Source organism: Bacillus atrophaeus, assembly GCF_001584335.1.
In the GTDB taxonomy this organism is placed as follows: domain Bacteria; phylum Bacillota; class Bacilli; order Bacillales; family Bacillaceae; genus Bacillus; species Bacillus atrophaeus.
Genome location: NZ_LSBB01000019.1, coordinates 78,023 through 98,675, shown reverse-complemented (window position 1 = coordinate 98,675; position 20,653 = coordinate 78,023). Strand labels below are relative to the sequence as shown.

Annotated in this window: 22 protein-coding genes and 1 other annotated feature; of the genes, 19 read left to right on the top strand and 3 right to left on the bottom strand. The window is 43.9% G+C overall.

The features are described from left to right. The first annotated feature begins 8 nt into the window (after positions 1–8). The 5 genes from dnaB (at position 9) to thrS (ending at position 6,312) form a co-directional block, all read left to right on the top strand. Complete coding sequence (gene dnaB, locus AXI57_RS12845; protein WP_061670297.1) at positions 9–1,427, top strand: replicative helicase loading/DNA remodeling protein DnaB; 1,419 nt, start codon at positions 9–11, stop codon at positions 1,425–1,427. 27 nt (positions 1,428–1,454) lie between these two features. Continuing rightward, positions 1,455–2,387: a primosomal protein DnaI gene (gene dnaI, locus AXI57_RS12840; protein ID WP_010789455.1), complete on the top strand. Its 933-nt coding sequence runs from the start codon at positions 1,455–1,457 to the stop codon at positions 2,385–2,387. A gap of 33 nt (positions 2,388–2,420) precedes the next feature. Beyond that, positions 2,421–3,053, top strand: a complete 633-nt coding sequence (locus tag AXI57_RS12835) for a TVP38/TMEM64 family protein (RefSeq protein ID WP_003325129.1) — start codon at positions 2,421–2,423, stop codon at positions 3,051–3,053. Between the two features lie 88 nt (positions 3,054–3,141). Continuing rightward, a complete protein-coding gene (gene ytxC / locus AXI57_RS12830) occupies positions 3,142–3,972 on the top strand; it encodes a putative sporulation protein YtxC (RefSeq protein ID WP_061670296.1) in 831 nt (276 codons plus the stop codon). A 408-nt stretch (positions 3,973–4,380) separates the two neighbouring features. Beyond that, on the top strand, positions 4,381–6,312 hold the full coding sequence (gene thrS / locus AXI57_RS12825; RefSeq protein WP_061670380.1) for a threonine--tRNA ligase: 1,932 nt from the start codon (positions 4,381–4,383) through the stop codon (positions 6,310–6,312). 196 nt (positions 6,313–6,508) lie between these two features. On the opposite strand, the gene AXI57_RS12820 is transcribed toward thrS, so the two are convergent. Beyond that, a complete protein-coding gene (locus tag AXI57_RS12820; protein ID WP_061670295.1) occupies positions 6,509–7,294 on the bottom strand; it encodes an HAD family hydrolase in 786 nt (261 codons plus the stop codon). A gap of 208 nt (positions 7,295–7,502) precedes the next feature. Here AXI57_RS12820 and AXI57_RS12815 point away from each other — a divergent pair, with 208 nt between their 5' ends. The 4 genes from AXI57_RS12815 to lrgB all read left to right on the top strand — a co-directional run bounded on the left by AXI57_RS12815 (position 7,503) and on the right by lrgB (position 11,277). Next, on the top strand, positions 7,503–9,284 hold the full coding sequence (locus AXI57_RS12815) for a sensor histidine kinase (protein ID WP_003325134.1): 1,782 nt from the start codon (positions 7,503–7,505) through the stop codon (positions 9,282–9,284). After that, positions 9,262–9,990: a LytR/AlgR family response regulator transcription factor gene (locus tag AXI57_RS12810; protein WP_003325135.1), complete on the top strand. Its 729-nt coding sequence runs from the start codon at positions 9,262–9,264 to the stop codon at positions 9,988–9,990. Before AXI57_RS12815 ends, AXI57_RS12810 begins: the two co-directional genes overlap by 23 nt. Positions 9,991–10,123: 133 nt before the next feature. Continuing rightward, positions 10,124–10,561, top strand: a complete 438-nt coding sequence (gene lrgA, locus AXI57_RS12805) for an antiholin-like murein hydrolase modulator LrgA (protein ID WP_003325136.1) — start codon at positions 10,124–10,126, stop codon at positions 10,559–10,561. Between the two features lie 20 nt (positions 10,562–10,581). Beyond that, positions 10,582–11,277, top strand: coding sequence for an antiholin-like protein LrgB (lrgB, locus tag AXI57_RS12800; RefSeq protein WP_003325137.1), 696 nt, complete (start codon positions 10,582–10,584; stop codon positions 11,275–11,277). A 28-nt stretch (positions 11,278–11,305) separates the two neighbouring features. On the opposite strand, the gene AXI57_RS22085 is transcribed toward lrgB, so the two are convergent. Further along, positions 11,306–11,839, bottom strand: coding sequence for a hypothetical protein (locus tag AXI57_RS22085; protein WP_238380187.1), 534 nt, complete (start codon positions 11,837–11,839; stop codon positions 11,306–11,308). 632 nt (positions 11,840–12,471) lie between these two features. Then, positions 12,472–12,602 (top strand) — a sequence feature (ribosomal protein L20 leader region). A 59-nt stretch (positions 12,603–12,661) separates the two neighbouring features. Here AXI57_RS22085 and infC point away from each other — a divergent pair. From infC to AXI57_RS12770, 4 genes are read left to right on the top strand one after another with little or no spacing between them, the layout of a single operon-like run. Then, positions 12,662–13,183, top strand: a complete 522-nt coding sequence (gene infC / locus AXI57_RS12785; RefSeq protein WP_071543361.1) for a translation initiation factor IF-3 — start codon at positions 12,662–12,664, stop codon at positions 13,181–13,183. A 12-nt stretch (positions 13,184–13,195) separates the two neighbouring features. Further along, positions 13,196–13,396: a 50S ribosomal protein L35 gene (gene rpmI, locus AXI57_RS12780; protein ID WP_003325140.1), complete on the top strand. Its 201-nt coding sequence runs from the start codon at positions 13,196–13,198 to the stop codon at positions 13,394–13,396. A 31-nt stretch (positions 13,397–13,427) separates the two neighbouring features. Beyond that, positions 13,428–13,787, top strand: coding sequence for a 50S ribosomal protein L20 (rplT, locus tag AXI57_RS12775; RefSeq protein WP_003152495.1), 360 nt, complete (start codon positions 13,428–13,430; stop codon positions 13,785–13,787). Positions 13,788–13,841: 54 nt separating this feature from the next. Next, positions 13,842–14,111 carry a DUF1294 domain-containing protein gene (locus AXI57_RS12770; protein ID WP_003325141.1) on the top strand — a complete coding sequence of 90 codons (270 nt, stop codon included), beginning with the start codon at positions 13,842–13,844 and terminating at the stop codon, positions 14,109–14,111. 16 nt (positions 14,112–14,127) lie between these two features. On the opposite strand, the gene AXI57_RS12765 is transcribed toward AXI57_RS12770, so the two are convergent. Beyond that, positions 14,128–14,526 (bottom strand): hypothetical protein, encoded by a 399-nt coding sequence (locus AXI57_RS12765; RefSeq protein ID WP_003325143.1) that lies wholly within the window; start codon positions 14,524–14,526, stop codon positions 14,128–14,130. A gap of 190 nt (positions 14,527–14,716) precedes the next feature. On the opposite strand from AXI57_RS12765, the gene AXI57_RS12760 reads away from it, so the two are divergent. From AXI57_RS12760 to aiiA, 6 genes are all read left to right on the top strand, one after another. Next, positions 14,717–15,802, top strand: a complete 1,086-nt coding sequence (locus tag AXI57_RS12760; RefSeq protein ID WP_013390618.1) for a M42 family metallopeptidase — start codon at positions 14,717–14,719, stop codon at positions 15,800–15,802. A 201-nt stretch (positions 15,803–16,003) separates the two neighbouring features. Then, the gene (locus AXI57_RS12755; RefSeq protein WP_061670294.1) at positions 16,004–16,972 is read left to right on the top strand and encodes an arabinan endo-1,5-alpha-L-arabinosidase AbnA; all 969 of its coding nucleotides are present in this window, start codon (positions 16,004–16,006) and stop codon (positions 16,970–16,972) included. Positions 16,973–17,162: 190 nt separating this feature from the next. Further along, positions 17,163–17,756 carry a TetR/AcrR family transcriptional regulator gene (locus AXI57_RS12750; protein ID WP_061670293.1) on the top strand — a complete coding sequence of 198 codons (594 nt, stop codon included), beginning with the start codon at positions 17,163–17,165 and terminating at the stop codon, positions 17,754–17,756. Positions 17,757–17,998: 242 nt separating this feature from the next. Beyond that, positions 17,999–19,405, top strand: coding sequence for an Asp-tRNA(Asn)/Glu-tRNA(Gln) amidotransferase GatCAB subunit A (locus AXI57_RS12745; protein ID WP_061670292.1), 1,407 nt, complete (start codon positions 17,999–18,001; stop codon positions 19,403–19,405). 41 nt (positions 19,406–19,446) lie between these two features. Beyond that, complete coding sequence (locus tag AXI57_RS12740; protein ID WP_061670291.1) at positions 19,447–19,644, top strand: hypothetical protein; 198 nt, start codon at positions 19,447–19,449, stop codon at positions 19,642–19,644. 83 nt (positions 19,645–19,727) lie between these two features. Further along, complete coding sequence (gene aiiA, locus AXI57_RS12735) at positions 19,728–20,486, top strand: quorum-quenching N-acyl homoserine lactonase AiiA (RefSeq protein ID WP_061670290.1); 759 nt, start codon at positions 19,728–19,730, stop codon at positions 20,484–20,486. Positions 20,487–20,653 lie beyond the last annotated feature (167 nt).

Here is a 20,653-nt window from a genome sequence, read left to right as displayed (position 1 = left end):
GAGAATGTATGGCTGACTATTGGAAAGATGTATTGCCTGTAGACCCTTATATGGTGAAAAGCCGTTCCATGCTGCAGGACATTGACAGACAAATCATTACACAACTGTATCAGCCCTTAATCGGCCCTTTTGCATACTCTCTATATATGACATTGTGGGGAGAGCTTGAACAAAACCGTCTGTGGGGAACCGAATCCACTCACAGGCAGCTGATGGGGATTACTCAGTCGAATTTAAAGAAAATCCATCAAGAGCAAGGGAAACTTGAAGGGATCGGATTATTAAAGGTATATGTAAAAGAGGCTGATCAAGAGCGGATGTTTATATATGAGCTGCTTCCTCCCCTCAGGCCGGATGAGTTTTTTGAAGATGGAATGCTGAACGTTTTTTTATATAACAGAGTCGGCAAAACGACGTATCAGCAATTGAAACAATTTTTCGCCCATCCGTCTGTCCCAGAGGAGGCGAAGGAGATTACACGCCCGTTCAACCATGCGTTTGAAGCCTTGCAGCCGAGTGAATGGAAGCTTTCGGCCGACATGGCGGAAACGATGGAGCTTCCTCAAGGAGAGGAATATACATCTGTCGGACAAGCGCCCTCTTATACCGTAACAGAGGACGTGTTTGATTTTGACCTGTTTTTAGCAGGGCTTTCAGAAACGATGATCCCTCGGAAATCCATCACAAAGCTGGTGCGAGAATCTATTAAGAAGCTGTCGTATCTTTATGGAATTGATCCTTTGCAGATGCAAAATGTTGTCATGAGCGCCATTAATGAACAGGATGTCATTACAACCGAAGCCTTGAGAAAAGCGGCGAGCGATTGGTATCAGATTGAGCGGAACGGACAGCTGCCGGACTTGATTGACAAGACACAGCCGGTGCGCCTGCGTGAAGGCGAAAAACAGGCAGAACAGGACTCATTGGACGGCACGCTCATTGCACAGCTTGAAATGATTTCTCCGAGAAAGCTTCTTCAAGATATCGGGGACGGGACAGAGCCGTCTAAAGCTGATTTGAAAATTATTGAAGATATTATGTTCGAACAGAAGCTTGAGCCAGGTGTAACAAATGTTTTAATTTATTATGTTATGCTCAAAACTGATATGAAGCTGTCAAAAAATTATATCCAGAAAATCGCTTCACACTGGGCTCGAAAAAAAGTGAAAACAGTTAGAGAAGCGATGAAACTTGCAATAGAAGAGCATCGCCAGTATTTAGAATGGGCTGACGGAAAAGCAAATCAGCCATCTAACAGAAACAAGAAAGTTATACGCGAAGAAAAGCTCCCTGACTGGCTGAAAGACAAAACAGAGAAGCCGAAATCTGCTGATGGACAACAGAAGTTAAGCCAGAATGATCTGGAAGAACAAAAGAAGAAAATGATGGAAGAAATGAAGAAACTCAAAAAATACTCTGCCTATTAAAGGCAGAGAAGCGGGGTGAATTGATACATGGAGCCAATCAGCCGTTCCCTGCAAGGAGTAACAGGCAGACCGGATTTCCAGAAACGCCTGGAACAAATGAAAGAAAAAGTAATGAAGGACCAAGACGTACAAGCTTTTTTAAAAGAGCATGGCGATATCAGCCAAAGCATGATTGAACGCAGCTTAAATAAGCTTTATGAATATGCCCAGCAAAGCAAAAATTGCGCTTATTGTTCAGAGGATGAAAATTGCAACAATCTTTTAGAAGGCTATCATCCGAAGCTTGTTGTAAACGGGCGGTCCATTGATATTGAATATTATGAATGCCCGGTGAAACGCAGGCTTGATCAGCAAAAAAAACAGCGCTCCTTAATGAAGAGTATGTACATTCAGCAGGACCTTCTCGGAGCCACATTCCAGCAAATTGATATAAACGATCCGAGCAGGCTCGGCATTTTTCAGCACGTCACAGATTTTTTGAAACAATACAATGAAACGGGCAAAGGAAAGGGACTTTATCTTCACGGGAAATTCGGTGTAGGAAAGACATTTATTCTGGCCGCAATCGCCAATGAACTTGCAGAGAAAGAATATTCTTCAATGATCGTATATGTCCCTGAATTTGTCAGAGAACTGAAAAACTCGATGCAAGATCAATCGTTGGAAGCAAAGCTCAATATGGTGAAATCAACCCCCGTCCTGATGCTGGATGATCTCGGAGCGGAATCCATGACGAGCTGGGTGCGGGACGAAGTGATCGGAACGGTGCTTCAGCACAGAATGTCTCAGCAGCTGCCGACGTTTTTCTCCTCCAATTTTTCGCCGGATGAATTAAAGCATCATTTCACGTATTCTCAAAGAGGTGAAAAGGAAGAAGTAAAAGCGGCCAGACTGATGGAGCGCATTTTATATTTGGCTGCGCCGATCCGTCTTGACGGAGAGAATCGCCGCCATCAGTAGGTTTACGGCCCAAAGGGGAAGGGATCTGAAGGAATGAAGACAAAAAGAGTTGTCAAATGGCTTGCCGTTATAGCCGGAGCAGGGCTGTTGTTTTATGCTAATCGGAGATATTTCAATGTGTCGCCAAAAGAGATCCGATTATGGGTTTTATCTTTTGGTGTATTTGCTCCGCTTGTTTTTATCGGGATATCTATTATTCGGCCCTTTGTGCTGTTCCCTGTTTCGGTAATTTCAGTAGCCGGCGGACTCGCGTTCGGCCCGATGCTCGGAACGATGTACACGTTAATGGGATCGATGTGCGCCGCGGCTGTTTCATTTCTTGCGGCGGGCCTGTTTGCCGCAAGAAAAAAAAGCCATCATGTAAGACTTGAAAACATTCAGAAACAAATGGAGAAAAACGGATTTTTTTATATCTTTATGCTCCGAATCCTGCCGATTAACTTTGATCTGATCAGCTACGCTGCAGGTATCTCCAATATTAAACCATGGACATACCTTGCAGCCACCGCCGCGGGGATCATCCCCGGCACCATCGCGCTCAATGTGCTTGGCGCAAGCTTTTTTACGGGCAATGTCCTTGTGTTCTCCATCGTGATTGTCATCTATATCATTTTTTTAACACTGCCGTTTGTTTTCAAAAAGAAGATGCCGAGCCTGTTTCACTGACGAAGTTTAAGATTTGGCATTGAGCTTTACGTCTATTTTAAAAGTCTCCCCCATATACTTGTAACAGATGCCGTAAGGGGGGACAAACATGCTTGAAATGATCTTTGAAGATGACCAAGACACAGCCGCTTTTTTACATCTCATTCAGCAATCGGACGATAGGAAAAAAGTGATTGTCCGTACAGACATAAAAAAAATCGCAATCGCACAAGCTGAAGCTGATTTTTCAATTCAGCGTTTCATCGAGCCGGTCTTGGTCAGGTTTTTTTTAGAATGTAAAGAAGACGAGCATATGCTGTCGCTGATTGAAGGATCGTATTGCTTCTCTGATCCGGATGAACAGCAGCAAATCCTTCAGCTCGCCCACAGTATCATTGAAGGGGACCTTGATGATTTGCCGTTCAAACAAAAAAAACTTCCTCGGTCAAAGTATATTTTAGAGCAACTGCAGACGATTTCTTTAGAGACCGGGGTTTTTTCAGTGCGTTCTTTTCAAACATTTCGTCTTGGGAATTATTACGAACAGCTCAGAGAGTATGTGGAAGCTGCGATAGATGAATACAAAATGGAGCAGGAATACCAAAACTTTATTCAAACGCTGAGAGACTACGTCACCTCTAACACACCGCGAATGGAAAAGGTTCATATCGTCCATGACGGAACATTTACACTGTGGGAGCTGCGCTATGTTTCTGAACGGGAGCAAAAAAAATACATAGACAGGCGCTTTGTAAGGGAACACCCGATGTATATAGATTCGCATTTGCTCGCACCGCTCATATCCATCGCGCCGGAGAAGCTCGTGCTTTATACTGACCAGCCTGAGCATATGATGGTCAGGACCATACAGAACGTCTTTCAAGAACGGATGCAGATGTTTCCGCTGAGCGCGTTTGTCGCCGAGAAGTCGAAAGGATAGCCGTTAACAGCCTTACAGGTAAGTAAGGCTGTTTGGACAGAAAAAAGAAAAATGCTTGTGTTGATTTTTTTTGGCAAACCTTTTATAATACATAGAAGATTATTGATCAGTTAAACGTACTGATAAGGACACGAAGGAATGATACCGGCTTTGAAGAGAGGGAAGCCCCCGGCTGCAAGCTTCCCAGCTAAGGACCATTCACTTTACCGCCTTTGAACCTCAGCTGTGAACGGCTTTTCTGCCAAGTAATGACTGACGGGAACTCCCGTTACAGAGTCTAGAGCCGCCATGCGCATGAGTTGTTTTTGCGTGTGCGGAAAAAAGGGTGGAACCACGATTCCGTTTGTTAACCTCGTCCCTTTCACAGGGGGCGGGGTTTTTTATATGCAAAAAAAAGGAGTGACGAAGATGTCAGATATGGTAAAAATCACATTTCCTGATGGGGCAGTCAAGGAGTTTGCGAAAGGCACGACAACAGAAGATATCGCGGCATCCATCAGTCCGGGATTGAAGAAAAAATCATTAGCCGGAAAACTGAACGGGCAAGAAATAGATCTTAGAACACCGATTAACGAAGACGGCACAGTGGAGATCATTACAGAAGGCTCAGAAGAAGGACTTCAGATTATGCGACACAGCACGGCTCACTTATTGGCTCAAGCGATTAAACGCATATATAAAGATGTGAAATTCGGCGTCGGACCTGTTATTGAAAATGGCTTTTATTATGACGTTGAAATGGAAGAAGCGATTACACCGGAGGATCTGCCGAAGATCGAAAAAGAAATGAAAAAAATCGTCAATGCAAACCTTCCGATCGTCCGTAAAGAAGTCAGCCGTGAAGAAGCGAAAGCCCGCTTTGCGGAAATCGGCGATGACCTGAAACTTGAATTGCTCGATGCGATTCCGGAAGGAGAAACCGTTTCGATTTACGAGCAGGGCGAATTCTTTGACTTGTGCCGCGGCGTTCATGTTCCGTCAACAGGGAAAATTAAAGAATTTAAGTTGTTAAGCCTTGCAGGCGCATACTGGCGCGGAGACAGCAACAACCAAATGCTTCAGCGCGTATACGGAACAGCTTTCTTCAAAAAAGCTGATCTTGAAGAGCATTTGCGATTGCTTGAAGAGGCAAAAGAGCGTGATCATAGAAAGCTCGGCAAAGAATTAAAGCTTTTTGCCAATTCGCAAAAAGTCGGCCAAGGGCTTCCGCTTTGGCTGCCAAAAGGGGCGACAATCCGCCGCGTAATCGAGCGTTATATCGTAGATAAAGAGTTAAGCCTTGGCTATGAGCACGTATATACACCGGTGCTTGGCAGTAAAGAGCTTTATGAAACATCAGGACACTGGAACCATTATCAAGATGGCATGTTTCCGCCGATAGAATTGGACAATGAAACGCTGGCGCTGCGTCCGATGAACTGTCCGCATCATATGATGATCTACAAAAATGACATCCACAGCTATCGTGAACTTCCGATTCGGATCGCTGAACTCGGAACGATGCACCGCTATGAAATGTCAGGAGCGCTTTCAGGCCTTCAGCGCGTCCGCGGTATGACATTAAATGATGCTCACATCTTTGTGCGCCCGGATCAGATTAAAGATGAATTTATCCGTACTGTGCGTTTGATTCAAGACGTATATGAGGACTTCGGCTTGAACGATTATACATTCCGTTTATCATACCGTGATCCGGAAGATACAGAAAAGTATTTTGATGACGATGAGATGTGGAACAAGGCGCAATCCATGCTGAAAGACGCAATGGACGAGATCGGCAGCGATTATTACGAAGCAGAAGGCGAAGCGGCATTCTACGGCCCTAAGCTTGATGTCCAAGTCAAAACAGCAATCGGAAAAGAAGAAACACTGTCTACTGTACAGCTTGATTTCTTACTGCCTGAGCGCTTTGATCTGACTTATATCGGTGAAGACGGCAAACAGCACCGTCCTGTCGTAATTCACAGAGGTGTCGTATCTACAATGGAACGCTTTGTGGCTTTCTTAATTGAAGAGCATAAGGGTGCGCTTCCGACGTGGCTTGCACCTGTTCAATTCCAGGTCATCCCTGTATCATCGTCCGTGCATCTCGATTATGCAAAAAAAGTGCAGGAGCGTCTTCAGCGTGAAGGCTTGCGCGTGGAAGTTGATATCCGCGACGAGAAAATCGGCTACAAAATACGCGAAGCTCAAATGCAAAAAATCCCGTACATGCTTGTGGTCGGTGACCAAGAAGCTGAAAACGGCGCAGTAAACGTCCGTAAATACGGAGAGCAGAAGTCTGAGACGATTTCACTTGATGATTTTGTGAAGAAGGCTGTGGCTGAAGCGAAGAAATAACATAAAAAAAGCTGTTGGCTTGTTAGTGCTCACTAATAGGTTCAACAGCTTTTTTATATATCTTGGCAGGTTCACCGTTGAAAATATAACCGTTTTTTATATAAGCCCAACCATACTTCTCATAATATCCTTTTTTCTATTAAAAAGAGGAGATTAGCTATTGCACTAATCTTCCTCTAAAAGATACAATCTTCTTTTAATTATTTTCCAAAATCGCAAACAGCTCATGAAGATCGCTGATCACGTAATCAGGCTTCACATCTGTTTCGTTTTTCTTCCCGGTCCGGTTCACCCAAACTGTTTTCATCCCGACCCGACCGGCACCGAGAATATCTGTATTCACATTATCGCCGACCATGATCGCATCGTCTTTTGAGATATGAAGCAAATCGAGGCAATGTTCAAAAATAGAAGCATCGGGCTTTCCTTTTCCAAAAGCGCCTGAAATCACAATTTCATTAAAGTAAGGAGCAAGCTCAGGCACCCCGGCTAATTTTTCTTTTTGCAGGCTCGGATCGCCGTTTGTTAAAAGCAGCAATTCGTATTTCCCTTTTAATTGGTCCAGCACGTCAAATGTTTCATCATACACAAACGGGCGTTTCCGGCGCTCTGCCGCGAAAAACTCAGCCAAATACTCACCATATGCCGCATCCTCGATACCGAATGCCTTCAATCCGTTCGTCCACGCGTTCCGCCTGTACTCCGGCGCAATTTTGTTCAGCTGCTTAAAGCCATCACTGATCGGCTCTGTGAAATTGGCCCACAGTCCTTCGAACGGGTTAATGCCGATCATCACTGTATATGGATATGTCTCATAAGACATGTACAGTTGTCTTGCCGCTTCCCGGACAGCTGCTTCAAATTCTTTCGGATCAAGCCCGTATTCCTTCTCCGCCTGCAAGCATGTTTCAGTGAATGTTGTGCTTACGCTTTTTTCATCCCAAAGTAGTGTATCGTCTAAATCAAAAAATACGGCTTTCATGATCTTCTCCTCTGCTTCTTATTCGATTTTGCCATATGTAAATCATTTTCTTTCTCTGCCAAAAGGCTCACGTTTATTCTACAATAGATAAAAGCCTTGATAAAGAAATGTTTTCAGATGATTTTAAAAAAACAGGCAGATGAATGAGAGAAATGAAAACCAACTATAAAAAATGATAAAATAAAATTTGAAAGATCAGGTGAATAAAATGATTCATTTAATGATCATGATGCTGGAAAGAGTCGGTATCATCGTAATATTGGGATTTATATTGGCACATACAAAATTATTCAGACAAGCCTTGCAACAGCCGGCAAGCTATAAAGGAAAGGCTGTGCTGATTACGATTTTTTCCCTTTTCAGCATCATCAGCAACTACACGGGGATTGAAATTCAAAGGAACATTATTTTAAACAATGACTGGGTATTTGAAATTGATCCGTCAAGCTCGATTGCAAATACCAGGATCATGGGGGTGGAAATCGGCGGGCTTTTGGGAGGTCCGATTGTGGGCGCGGGAGTCGGTTTGCTGGCCGGACTTCATCGGTTGTCACTGGGCGGCAGCACCGCGTTCAGCTGTGCTGTATCCTCCATATTAGCGGGAATCTTGGCAGGCTGGATAGGCAGCTATTTCAGAAAGCGCTACCGGATTCCGACACCTCGTGCAGCTGCGCTTGTGGGAATCGGCATGGAGGCTTTGCAGATGCTCATTATCCTTCTGATGGCGAAGCCGTTTGCTGATGCATGGGCGCTTGTGAGTATGATCGGGATTCCGATGATTCTGATAAACGGTTCAGGCAGCTTTATTTTTCTCTCGATCATCCAGTCGATTATTCGGAAAGAAGAGCAGGCCAGAGCGCTTGAAACACACAGAGTGCTGATGATTGCCGATCAAACACTGCCCTATTTCCGCCAAGGTTTAAACGAAAATTCATGCAAGAGCGTGGCGGCCATCATACATAAATTGACGGGAACGGACGCTGTTTCCCTCACCGATAATAAAAAAATTCTTGCTCATGTCGGTGCGGGAACCGATCATCACATCCCATCAAAAAGTCTCATTACAGGGCTGTCCAAAAAAGTAATCAAAACAGGGTATATCATGAAAGCCACTTCACAGGAAGAGATCGAATGTACGCATGCCCAATGTCCTTTACATGCGGCAATCGTCCTGCCGCTTACATCAAACGGAAAAACGATCGGAACGCTGAAAATGTATTTCAAAAGCCCGGCCGGACTCAGCCAGGTGGAGGAAGAGCTTGCTGAGGGACTGGCCATGCTGTTTTCCACACAGCTTGAGCTTGGAGAAGCCGAGCTTCAAAGCAAGCTGCTGAAGGATGCAGAAATTAAGGCGCTTCAAGCACAGGTCAATCCGCATTTTTTGTTTAACGCCATCAACACGATTTCCGCGTTATGCAGAACAGATGTCGAAAAAACCCGTAAGCTTTTGCTTCAGCTCAGTGTTTATTTTCGTTCCAATTTGCAAGGGGCAAGACAGTTGCTCATACCGCTGTCAAAGGAGCTGAACCATCTTCACGCTTACTTATCATTAGAGCAGGCACGTTTTCCCGGGAAATATGAGATTGAGATAGACATAGAAGACAGTCTGGATCAAATCGAAATCCCGCCATTTGTCTTGCAAGTTCTTGTTGAAAATGCGCTTCGACACGCTTTTCCGAAAAAACAAGACAGATATAAAGTGGAAGTGCAAGTTTTATCTGCTGAATCGTCTGTCTATATGAAGGTAAAAGATAATGGACGGGGCATTGCAGAGGAGATCGTAACTCAATTAGGAAACAAGCCTCTGCCGTCAAAAGAAGGGACGGGAACGGCTCTTTATAACTTGAATCAGCGGCTGGTTGGTTTGTTTGGCCAGCAAGCCGCCCTGCAAATAACGAGCGGAATCGATAACGGAACAGAGGTTTCATTTCAGGTGCCTTTGAAACAAATGAAAGAGGGAGAAGAACATGCTGAGGGTGTTAATCGTTGATGATGAAATACTGGCAAGAGATGAATTAGCCTATTTGCTCAAACGTACGAATGAGGTAGACGAAATAGATGAAGCTGAAAACATTGAATCGGCATTTGACCGGATGATGGATCAAAAGCCGGATCTTCTGTTCTTAGATGTTGATTTGTCCGGGGAAAACGGCTTTGATATCGCAAAGCGGTTAAATAAAATGAAGCATCCGCCTGCTGTTGTGTTTGCGACCGCCTATGACCAATATGCGCTCAAAGCCTTTGAAGTGGACGCGCTTGATTATTTGACCAAACCTTTTGATGAGGAGCGCGTTCAGCAGACAATTAAGAAATATAAAAAGGTAAAACCGGATACCGGAGAACCGATGGAGCAGACAGGCTCAGTGAATCATCATAAGCTTGCCGTATCTGTCGGTGAATCGATTGTGATTTTAGATGTGTCAGAAATTATATTTGCCGGAATTGCCGATGGGCACACCGAGGTTAAAACGCATGAAACATCTTACAGTGTAAGCGATACACTGGCGGTTATTGAGAAGAAGCTGCCCGACGCAGACTTCATCCGCGTCCACCGCAGTTATATCGTCAATACTGAGTATATTAAAGAGATTCAGCCATGGTTTAATTCGACATATAATCTCATTATGAAAGACGGATCAAAAATACCGGTCAGCCGCACATATGCTAAGGAATTAAAGAAACTGCTTCATATTTGATGAAGCGGTTTTTGTATTTCATCCCTCATTTTTTGCATCTCATCCCGATTATTCAGCAAGTTTAGATGTAAGCGCTTAATAAAGGGTTTTCATTTATTATAATGAGGACAACAAAGAGAAAGAGGTGAAGAAAATGAGTGCTAAAAAAGTGTATGGTTTTTTAACACAAGCATTTATTTTTGCCGCAATTATGCTGGTATCAAATATGATTGCCGCGATTGTTCCAATTCCTATCCCTGCGTCAGTCGTAGGATTAGTTCTATTATTTCTCTTATTATGCTTAAACATTATTAAACTTGAACAAGTAGAAACCCTGGGAACGTCTTTAACATCTCTGATCGGCTTTTTATTTGTCCCGTCAGGCATTTCTGTTATGAATTCACTTGGTGTGATGCAGCATTACGGCCTGCAAATCGTGCTTGTCATTCTGCTTGCAACCATCATTTTATTAGCGGCGACAGGTTTGTTCTCCCAATTCATCATAAGAGGAAAACAGACAGCCGCTGACAAGCAGCAGAAAGAAAAAACGGTGCAGCATCCGCATAAGGAAAACAAGCTCGCTCATCATTAAGAGGCATAGGGGGTAATCAAATGGAAAGTACAATGAGTCCTTATTTCGGCATCGTGGTATCACTTGCCGCATTCGGCATCGGCACATTTCTATTCAAAAAGTCAAAAGGCTTCTTCCTTTTCACGCCTTTATTTGTCGCAATGGTGCTGGGCATCGCATTCTTGAAAATCGGCGGTTTTTCTTACGCGGATTATAACAATGGGGGAGAAATCATTAAATTTTTCCTTGAACCGGCGACCATCGCCTTTGCCATTCCGTTGTACAAGCAAAGAGACAAGCTGAAAAAATACTGGTGGCAAATCATGTCTTCCATCATTGTCGGGTCAGTTTGCTCCGTTACGATTGTTTATCTCCTTGCAAAAGGAATTCATCTTGATGAAGCAGTCATGAAAAGCATGCTTCCGCAAGCGGCGACAACAGCAATCGCTCTTCCTTTATCAAAAGGTATCGGCGGCATCAGCGACATCACAGCCTTTGCCGTTATTTTTAACGCCGTTATCGTCTACGCGCTCGGCGCTCTGTTCTTAAAGCTGTTTAAAGTGAAAAATCCGATCTCTAAAGGATTGGCTCTCGGCACTTCCGGTCACGCGCTGGGCGTGGCGGTCGGAATCGAGATGGGGGAAGTTGAAGCAGCGATGGCGAGTATCGCGGTCGTTGTAGTAGGGATTGTGACAGTGCTGGTCATACCGGTGTTTGTGCAGTTGATAGGGGGTTAAGCCAAGGATAGGTTCCTTGGCTTTTTTCTTAAGGAGCATCTTCCGGATCAATATAGCCTTGTTTAATGCCCCATTCAACTTGATCGTCATGCCATTTTTTTCGTTCTGCATATCCATATCCATCGTTTTCCGGCAGATCTGCCGCCGGCTCTTGGGCTTGTGCCGCATCTGATCGATTTGCTGAGGAAGCAGAGCTATTAGCAGATTCCGCTGTTTTTGCTTGTTCTTGCTGTCTGGCTTCTTCCGCTTGCCGTTCAGCTTCTCGTTGTGCAGCTAATTCTTCCTGTCTCTGGATTTCTGCTTCTTCTGCAGCCTGTTTTTTGGCTGCTTCAATCTTCTCAAGCTCTTCAGTATGTCTTTTTGTCTCAAGCAATTTTAAGTTTTTGTGCTCTTCCTCAAGCTTGTCTTTATCCGATTTTGGAGAGGGCTTCTCGACGTCTAAAGCTACAGGTTCAGATTTTTCTTCCTTTGGGCTGGCAGTTGTTTTGTCATGAGCACAGCCGGCTGCTGATAAAGCCCCCAGCAATAACAAAGAAATCGTTAATTTTGTTTGTTTTTTCATGCGTGTTTCTCCTTTTGTTTTGATACATGCGTAATATAAAGGGAACTGGAATCTATTTACTTTATCGGTCTTTGCGGTTTAAAGTTAATACTTTTATTTTCTTTTATTACTTTTTAATCCATTTTTAATTCACGATTTCCATTTTGATGTTACGATATTGAGAGAGAATCTGAAAAAACAGTCACCTTAAACGACGAAAGATAGCTGCCGGATGAGCGCCGGCACACTTTACCGGATATTGAAGGAGAATATGTCTTTTAAACTTCCTGCGCGGTTTAGTGAAGCGAGTGCTGATATATTGGTAACTGTCGGCGAAAAGGAGAGGAATCTTAAAAACGTCTGCACGGGAAATAGGCAATAAAAATGCGAATTGCCGATGCGTGATGATTCCGGGTACGGGGCATGGCACACCGCTCGCACAGCCGGAATTATTTAATGAAATGGTGAAAAGTGGTTTTTTCGGGGTGACATACCGAAAGAATGGAGTATCAAGTAAGAAACAGAAGCTGAAATTCTCTGATTTTAGCCTTGCGCAACTCATAACCACATGTTACAATGAAAAAGTTGTTCCGGAGAAGTCATTCTTGACTAAATATCCGGCATTGTGTAGAATAGTTATTGAATTGAATATAAATCACAAGAAGAAGCACCCGCTTCTCACCTGATTGACACATTCATGTAGTTGGCAGGTTGACCGTACATTTTTATTTATGCAGATGTTCGTAGTGTGGGTGTGTAATCATACCCACACTTTTTGTTTGCCTGTAGAATGCAAGTCAAAATGAATTGTGAATCAATTCGAAGAAACTATGGAGGTGGCTCATTATTAGCAAAGATCAATTGGTTAATGAGGGTATCCGTGCACGTGAGGTCCGCTTAATCGGACAAAATGGCGACCAGCTTGGAATCAAGTCCCGTCAGGAAGCACTTGAAATCGCCGGCCGCGCAAATCTTGACCTTGTGTTAGTTGCAGCAAATGCAAAACCGCCTGTCTGCCGCATCATGGACTACGGAAAGTTCAGATTCGAGCAGCAGAAAAAGGACAAAGAAGCACGCAAAAATCAAAAAATCATTAACTTAAAAGAAGTTAGATTAAGTCCGACAATCGATGAGCACGACTTTAACACGAAGTTGCGCAATGCGATTAAATTCCTTGAAAAAGGCGATAAAGTGAAAGCTTCTATCCGCTTTAAAGGACGCGCGATCACGCATAAAGAAATCGGACAGCGCGTATTGGACCGTTTCTCTGAAGCGTGTGCTGAAGTTGCGACAGTTGAAACAAAACCAAAAATGGACGGCCGCAGCATGTTCTTGATGCTTGCGCCGAAAAACGAAAAGCAATAAGGAGGAAATCCCATGCCAAAAATGAAAACTCACCGCGGATCTGCTAAACGTTTTAAAAAGACAGGTTCTGGGAAGTTAAAACGTTCTCATGCATATACAAGTCACTTATTTGCCAACAAATCAACAAAGCAAAAGCGTAAGCTGCGCAAAAGTGCTGTAGTAAGCGCAGGAGACTTCAAACGCATCAAACAAATGCTTGCTAACATCAAGTAATCGGACAAGGAACAATTAGGAGGGAAATCTAATGCCAAGAGTAAAAGGCGGAACTGTTACACGTAAGCGTCGTAAAAAGGTTCTTAAATTAGCAAAAGGTTATTTCGGTTCAAAACATACATTATACAAAGTAGCTAACCAGCAGGTCATGAAATCTGGAAACTATGCTTTCCGTGACCGTCGTCAGAAAAAACGTGATTTCCGTAAGCTTTGGATCACTCGTATCAATGCTGCTGCTCGTATGAACGGTCTTTCTTACAGCCGTTTGATGCACGGTCTTAAGCTTTCTGGTATCGAAGTAAACCGTAAAATGCTTGCTGATCTTGCTGTAAACGATCTTACTGCATTCAACCAGCTTGCTGATGCTGCTAAAGCTCAGTTAGACAAGTAATATGCCGGGCCGCTCTCTCAGAGCGGCCTTTTTATATAAAGGATGAGATAAAGAATGGCTGTTTTAATATATATCATGCTGATCAATGTTTGCGGATTTTGGATCATGGGCGCCGATAAAAAAAGGGCGCAGCAGCACAGGTGGCGGATTTCTGAGGAACGAATCTGGCTTGTGGCGATTGCGTTTGGAGCTTTAGGTGTTTGGCTGGGGATGCAAACCTTCAGACATAAAACAAAGCACCGGTCTTTTATGTACGGCGTGCCGCTGCTTTTAGTGATTGAAGCTGTTTTTGTCGCTATTTATTATAGTCCGTTTGATTTGTAAAAAAGCAGAAAAGCGATTATCGCTCTTCTGCTTTTTTTGATTTAGCCAGCTTTATCGGCTGGTCCCAATCAATCTTACAATCCGGATAACGTTCATTCACCTTTTGTTCTATATCCTTAAAATCTTTCGCTGAAAAGGCAGCCAGCTTTTCTGGAGATTCCGTCCACACAAAGATGGTATGGATAAAGAGCGGATGATCCTTGGAAGGAATATGCTTTTCTCCTTCAAAAAGCACGCCTTTATAAGTCAGCTGAAAATTCTTTCTTGCATTTTTCTGTTCATCGACAATATAAAAATGTTCTTTTGACTGGGCCAGCTTCAGCCTTCTTTTTGGATTTGTGTAAAATCTGACCGCGACATATATGCAATAGGCAAGAAAGGCGAGCAAAGCAAGCCGGAGAATGATGATAATCATTGGTTGAAGGCACCTCCCTCATAATCATTATCTGATGTAATACGAAGAGTGAAGCAAAAGGTTTCACTTTTTTTAAAAGAAATGTTTCGGCTGTCTAAAATAATTACCCCATTTCATGTGAAATATTCGTATGGTTACCGATAGGTTTTGTATAATAAGAATGTAGGAAAGATGAAGGAGGGTTTGCAACATGGCAAAGCTAGACGAAACGTTAACCATGCTTAAAGAATTAACAGACGCAAAAGGCATTCCGGGGAACGAAAGAGAAGTCAGACAAGTGATGAAATCATACATAGAGCCATTTGCTGATGACGTCACAACAGATCGATTAGGCAGTTTAATCGCAAAGAAAACGGGCTTGGAAAACGGTCCGAAGATCATGGTGGCCGGCCATTTGGACGAAGTCGGTTTTATGGTGACGCAAATCAGCGATAAAGGTTTTCTGCGCTTTCAGACTGTGGGAGGCTGGTGGTCACAGGTTATGCTTGCCCAGCGTGTCACTGTCGTAACGAAAAAAGGGGATATTACAGGGGTTATCGGTTCAAAACCGCCGCACATATTGCCTCCTGAGGCGAGAAAGAAACCTGTGGAAATCAAAGATATGTTTATCGACATCGGAGCTTCCAGCCGTGAAGAAGCCATGGAATGGGGAGTTCTGCCTGGAGATCAAGTTGTTCCTTATTTTGAATTTACGGTGATGAACAACGAAAAGCACTTGCTTGCAAAGGCGTGGGACAACCGGATTGGGTGCGCGATTGCGATTGATGTTCTGAAAGGCCTGCAAAATAGCGACCACCCTAATGTCGTCTATGGTGTAGGAACGGTTCAGGAGGAAGTGGGACTCCGCGGCGCAAAAACCGCGGCGCATGCGATTCAGCCGGACATCGCGTTTGGCGTTGATGTCGGTATCGCCGGTGATACACCGGGCATTTCGGAAAAAGAGGCGCAAAGCAAAATGGGCAAAGGTCCGCAAATTATGCTGTATGATGCTTCAATGATCTCTCATAAAGGTTTGCGTGATTTTGTTGTCAATACAGCTGAAGAAGCAGGAATCCCATATCAGTTTGAATCACTTTCCGGCGGAGGAACTGACTCAGGCTCCATCCATTTAACGGCTAACGGTGTGCCTGCCTTATCTATCACCATTGCAAGCCGCTATATTCATACCCACGCGGCAATGCTGCATCGTGATGACTATGAAAATGCCGTGAAATTGATAACAGAGGTCATTAAAAAATTAGACCGCAAAACTGTCGATCAAATCACTTATCAATAAAGATGCGTAAGAATCCGTCTTGAATGGCGGATTCTATTTTTTTGTCTGTACAAATTTACGGCGAGTGGCTACAATAAGGGGAGACGCAGAATTGTCCGTACATTTTACCTAACAGTATTTATAGAAATCATCTATGAAGAAAGGGGGATCAGCACAATTTTGTAAGCGTTTTCTGAAATGAATACAGGAGGTTTTGCTAAAATGAAAAAGAGAAGATTTAAACGGTTATTTCACTTTTCATGCGCTGCTCTGACAGCAGGTTTGTTATTGACTTCCGCTTCTCCGGCATCTGCTGCATTTTGGGGAGCGTCAAATGAGCTGCTTCATGATCCGACCATGGTGAAAGAAGGAAGCTCATGGTACGCTTTTGGAACTGGTTTGACCGAAGAAAAAGGTCTGCGTGTTTTAAAATCCTCGGACGGGAAAAAATGGAGCGTACAAAAATCAGTTTTCAGCACGCCTTTATCATGGTGGGGCAATTACGTTCCGAATTATGAGAAAAACCAGTGGGCTCCTGATATTCAGTATTACAATGGAAAGTACTGGCTTTATTATTCCGTTTCCACTTTCGGCAGCAACACATCTGCTATCGGCCTCGCTTCCACAACAAGCGTCAGCTCGGGAAGCTGGAAAGATGAGGGGCTTGTCATCCGTTCGACCAGCGCCAATAATTACAACGCCATTGATCCGGAGCTGACGATTGACAAGGACGGGAATCCATGGCTTGCTTTCGGATCGTTTTGGAGCGGCATTAAACTAACGAAGCTGAACAAAGATACAATGAAACCGACCGGCTCACTTTATTCCATAGCTGCCAGACCGAATAACAGCGGCGCACTCGAAGCTCCGACCATTACGTATCAGAACGGCTACTATCATTTAATGGTATCATTTGATAAATGCTGTGCGGGCGTAAACAGCACCTATAAAATCGCTTATGGAAGATCTGCAAACATCACGGGCCCTTATCTTGATAAAAGCGGTAAAAGTATGCTTGACGGCGGAGGCACGATACTTGATTCAGGAAACGGGCAATGGAAAGGCCCGGGCGGACAAGATATCGTAAACGGCAACATTTTAGTGCGCCATGCGTATGACGCGAATAACAACGGCATTCCGAAGCTTTTAATCAATGATCTCAATTGGAGCTCGGGCTGGCCATCCTATTAAAAATACACGCCGCGAAGCCCTTTCACAATAGGTTTATTCCGTAGTAAGCTCTTTTTTATAAAAGGGCTTTTTCTTATTTTAAGTGTAGAATGTGGATGATCTTCTGTGGTATTTGCCTTAGCCGGCAAAATCATTCATAATGTTGAAATGGACAATTTGTCCGAGTTGTGTTGTGAGGAGAGAATGTTTAATGGAAAAAAAACCTACATCTTTAAAACTTCCAAGAGAGGAGATAAACCGCAGAAGAATTTTGGAGTCGGCAAAAGAGCTTTTCATCGAACATGGTGTTGAGACAGTTAACATGCACCAGATTGCAAAAATGGCAGGGGTCGGACAGGCGACCTTATACCGGCGCTACACAGAAAAGGGTGACATTTGTATAGAAGTCGTGCGTGAAGAGTGTCAGCCCCTCTTTGAAGAAATAGATTCCTATCTTGATCAGACTTCAGAAGAAACAGCTTTAGAGCGTTTATATCAAGTGATAATGAAATTTATTGCTTTTCTTGAGAAGCGGGTACCTTGGCTTTGCTCCGTAAGCCGGGCATCATCAGGATATCGTCCATTTCAATCACCGCTCTACCAATGGATGCGTATTACATGCAGAAGGCTGTTGCAGGAGGCTGTTGATACGGGAGAAGCTTCTGCCGTAGATGTTCCCTATACGGTTGAAACACTGCTGGCTACACTTTTTAATATTGATTTTCATCTGAAAGATCAGGGATTCTCCACTGAACAAATTTTGCAAGGATTGCAGCGGATTTTTATAGATGGATTGAAAAATTGATCGGCAGCCTTGATGATCCCTTTTGATGATAGCAAAGATGCTGTTTAAAGGGATCATGCTGATTTATCACTTTTATAGTTCTGAATCATTCTTTGTGAAAATTAATTGATTGACGAACGGACATTGTTTCCATTATAATGTAATCGAAACCGGACAAAATGTCCGTTTTTTATTCGTTTAAAACGGACATTTTGTCCGAATGAGGAATGTACATAGTAAACAAATATGGGGGGCCGATCTAAATGAGAACATTGAATTCTCAACTTTCCTTTGCCGCGATTCATGAAATGGCAGAGAAAATTCAGGAACGTGAAGTGTCACCAGTAGAAATTGCAGATCTGATGCTGAAGCGGATTGAACGCTTCAACCCTAAGCTAAACGCATTTGTCTCTCAAACCGCTGAGCTGGCAGCGGAACAGGCAAAACAGGCTGAAAAAGATATCATGCAGGGAAGGTATAAAGGGCCTTTGCATGGTATCCCGATCGTGCATAAGGACCTTTATTACACAAAGGGGATACGGACGACGGCAAGTTCAAAAATTTTAAAGGATTTTGTTCCCGATTATGATTCAACCGTTGCAGCCAAACTGGCGGATGCAGGGACCGTCTTACTCGGGAAAGTGCAGACGCACGAATTCGCGGCAGGAATGACGACTAACAGCGAATATTTTGGTCCTTGCCTTAACCCTTGGAATCCCGATGTGGTTCCGGGCGGTTCAAGCGGAGGATCAGGTTCTGCTGTAGCGGCAGGAATGGCTTATTTAGGAACAGGATCAGATACGGGCGGTTCAATCCGTATTCCTGCTGCATGCTGCGGAGTTGTCGGCATGAAGCCGACATATGGTCGTGTCAGCCGATACGGAATCATTCCTATGGCCTGGTCGCTGGATCATGCCGGTCCGCTGACCCGCAGTGTGTTAGACGCATCTTTGTGTCTGGATGTGATGTCTGGTTTCGATCCAAAAGATGAATCAACGGTTGATTTGCCTCCGCCCGGTATTCGGATGTATTCCGATGGTCTTAAGGGAGTGAAGATTGGTCTGCCGGCGAACTATTATTACGACAATCTGGACCCGGAGGTGGAAACTGCTATGCAGGCGGCAATTAATAAATTCCGGGAAATGGGAGCAGAAATTGTTGAAGTCAGTATGCAGCTTATGAAGCATGCTCAAGGTGCGACGATGGCCATCATGTTAGGAGAAATGTTTTCAGCTCATGAGCAATGGCTCGATAAACACCCGGAAGATTATGGAACGGACGTAAAAATGATGCTTGAAAATGGCAGGTATGTTCCGGCTTCCGCATACTTACGAGCACAGCGGGCCCGCCATCTGCTTACAGATGATTTTCTAAAAGCTTTGACCGGAATCGATGTTTTATTGACTCCGGCAATGCCGCTGACTGCACCGCGGGCAGACGATGACGAACTTTACGAAAAGTCACTACGTCTAACTCATTTTGCCGCGCCGACTAATCTAACCGGCCTCCCCAGCTTATCAATGCCGTGCGGTTTTTCACCTTCAGGTCTGCCAATTAATCTGCAGCTAATCGGCCGCCCTTTTGACGAGGCAACTGTGCTCGGCATCGGTTACGCCTATGAGTTAAACACTGATTGGCATAAGAAGCATCCGGAGTTATCAATAAAATAAGAAGAATGATGAACTGCTTAACATTAGAGGGGGATAAATCAATGGGACAAAAGCAAGGGAATTCATCTTTAACAAACGCCGACTTGAACAATGGCAGAGACAATAAAGAAACGGACACAGCTGAAGAGGCGTTCAAGCACTTTATATCTTCTCTTCAAAGTTTGAAGGAACTGGACTTAGAAGGTATTGAACCGATTCTGCCTCCGACGTTTAAAGAAGCGCGCTATAAAAACAAATGAATAACGAATATGCCGTGGAAAAGAAGAATACTTCACTCGTTTTGATACAGTATTACATTTTATTGAATAAAAGGATGATATGAATGACTGTCAAAAAGCTTTATTTTTTGCCTGCCGGCTCCTGTTATCTTGATCAGTCAGCTGTCAACAAAAACCTTGCGCCAGGCCGATTACTCGAAATGCCGGTTTGGTCTTTTTTGTTGGAAACAACTGACGGGCCCATTTTAATTGATACAGGAATGCCCGATGCTTTTGTCAACAATCCTGAGTATTTCAAAGGAACAAAAAGAGAAGGCCGGGTTGTTCCGAAAATGACGGCAAACGATAAAATAGTGAATATTTTAAAGTCTGCCGGTTATCATGCAGGTGATATTCAAGCGGTGATCAGCTCACACTTACACCTCGACCATGCAGGAGGAAACGGACATTTTCCCAAAACGCCTATTTTCATTCAGCAAGCCGAATTTGATGCCGCTATGGGAAATGATGATTATTCACCCGAAGAATGCAGATTGCCAGACTTACAGTACCAAATAATTGAAGGTGACCGCGAAGTGGCGCCCGGCGTTCAAATTTTCTCTACGCCAGGACATTCGCCGGGCCACCAATCGGTTCTCGTCACAACAGAACATTCAGGCCCCATATTGCTGACTATTGATGTAGCTTATACAAGAGAGAATTTTGACAATGGCGTTCCATTCTTATCCTATGATTCTGAATCGACTGTCAGATCTATAAAACGAATGAAAGGGCTTATCGAAAAAGTCCAGCCGTCAAAGGTTTTCTTTGGGCATGACCGTGTTCAGGCGCGCGAAGCAAAGGTTTTTCCTGACTTTCTATAAAAGAGAATCATCGTGTTTGGCTTCAAGCGCTAGAAAACTGAGTGCTTCCAATCTAAACGCTTAGCTGCCGATTCAATATGTGAAATTGGCAGCTGGGCGTTTTTTTGTGGTGTTTATGGCTGATACGTGTTACTTCTAACCTGCAACGCTCTGAAACTCTGATGCTT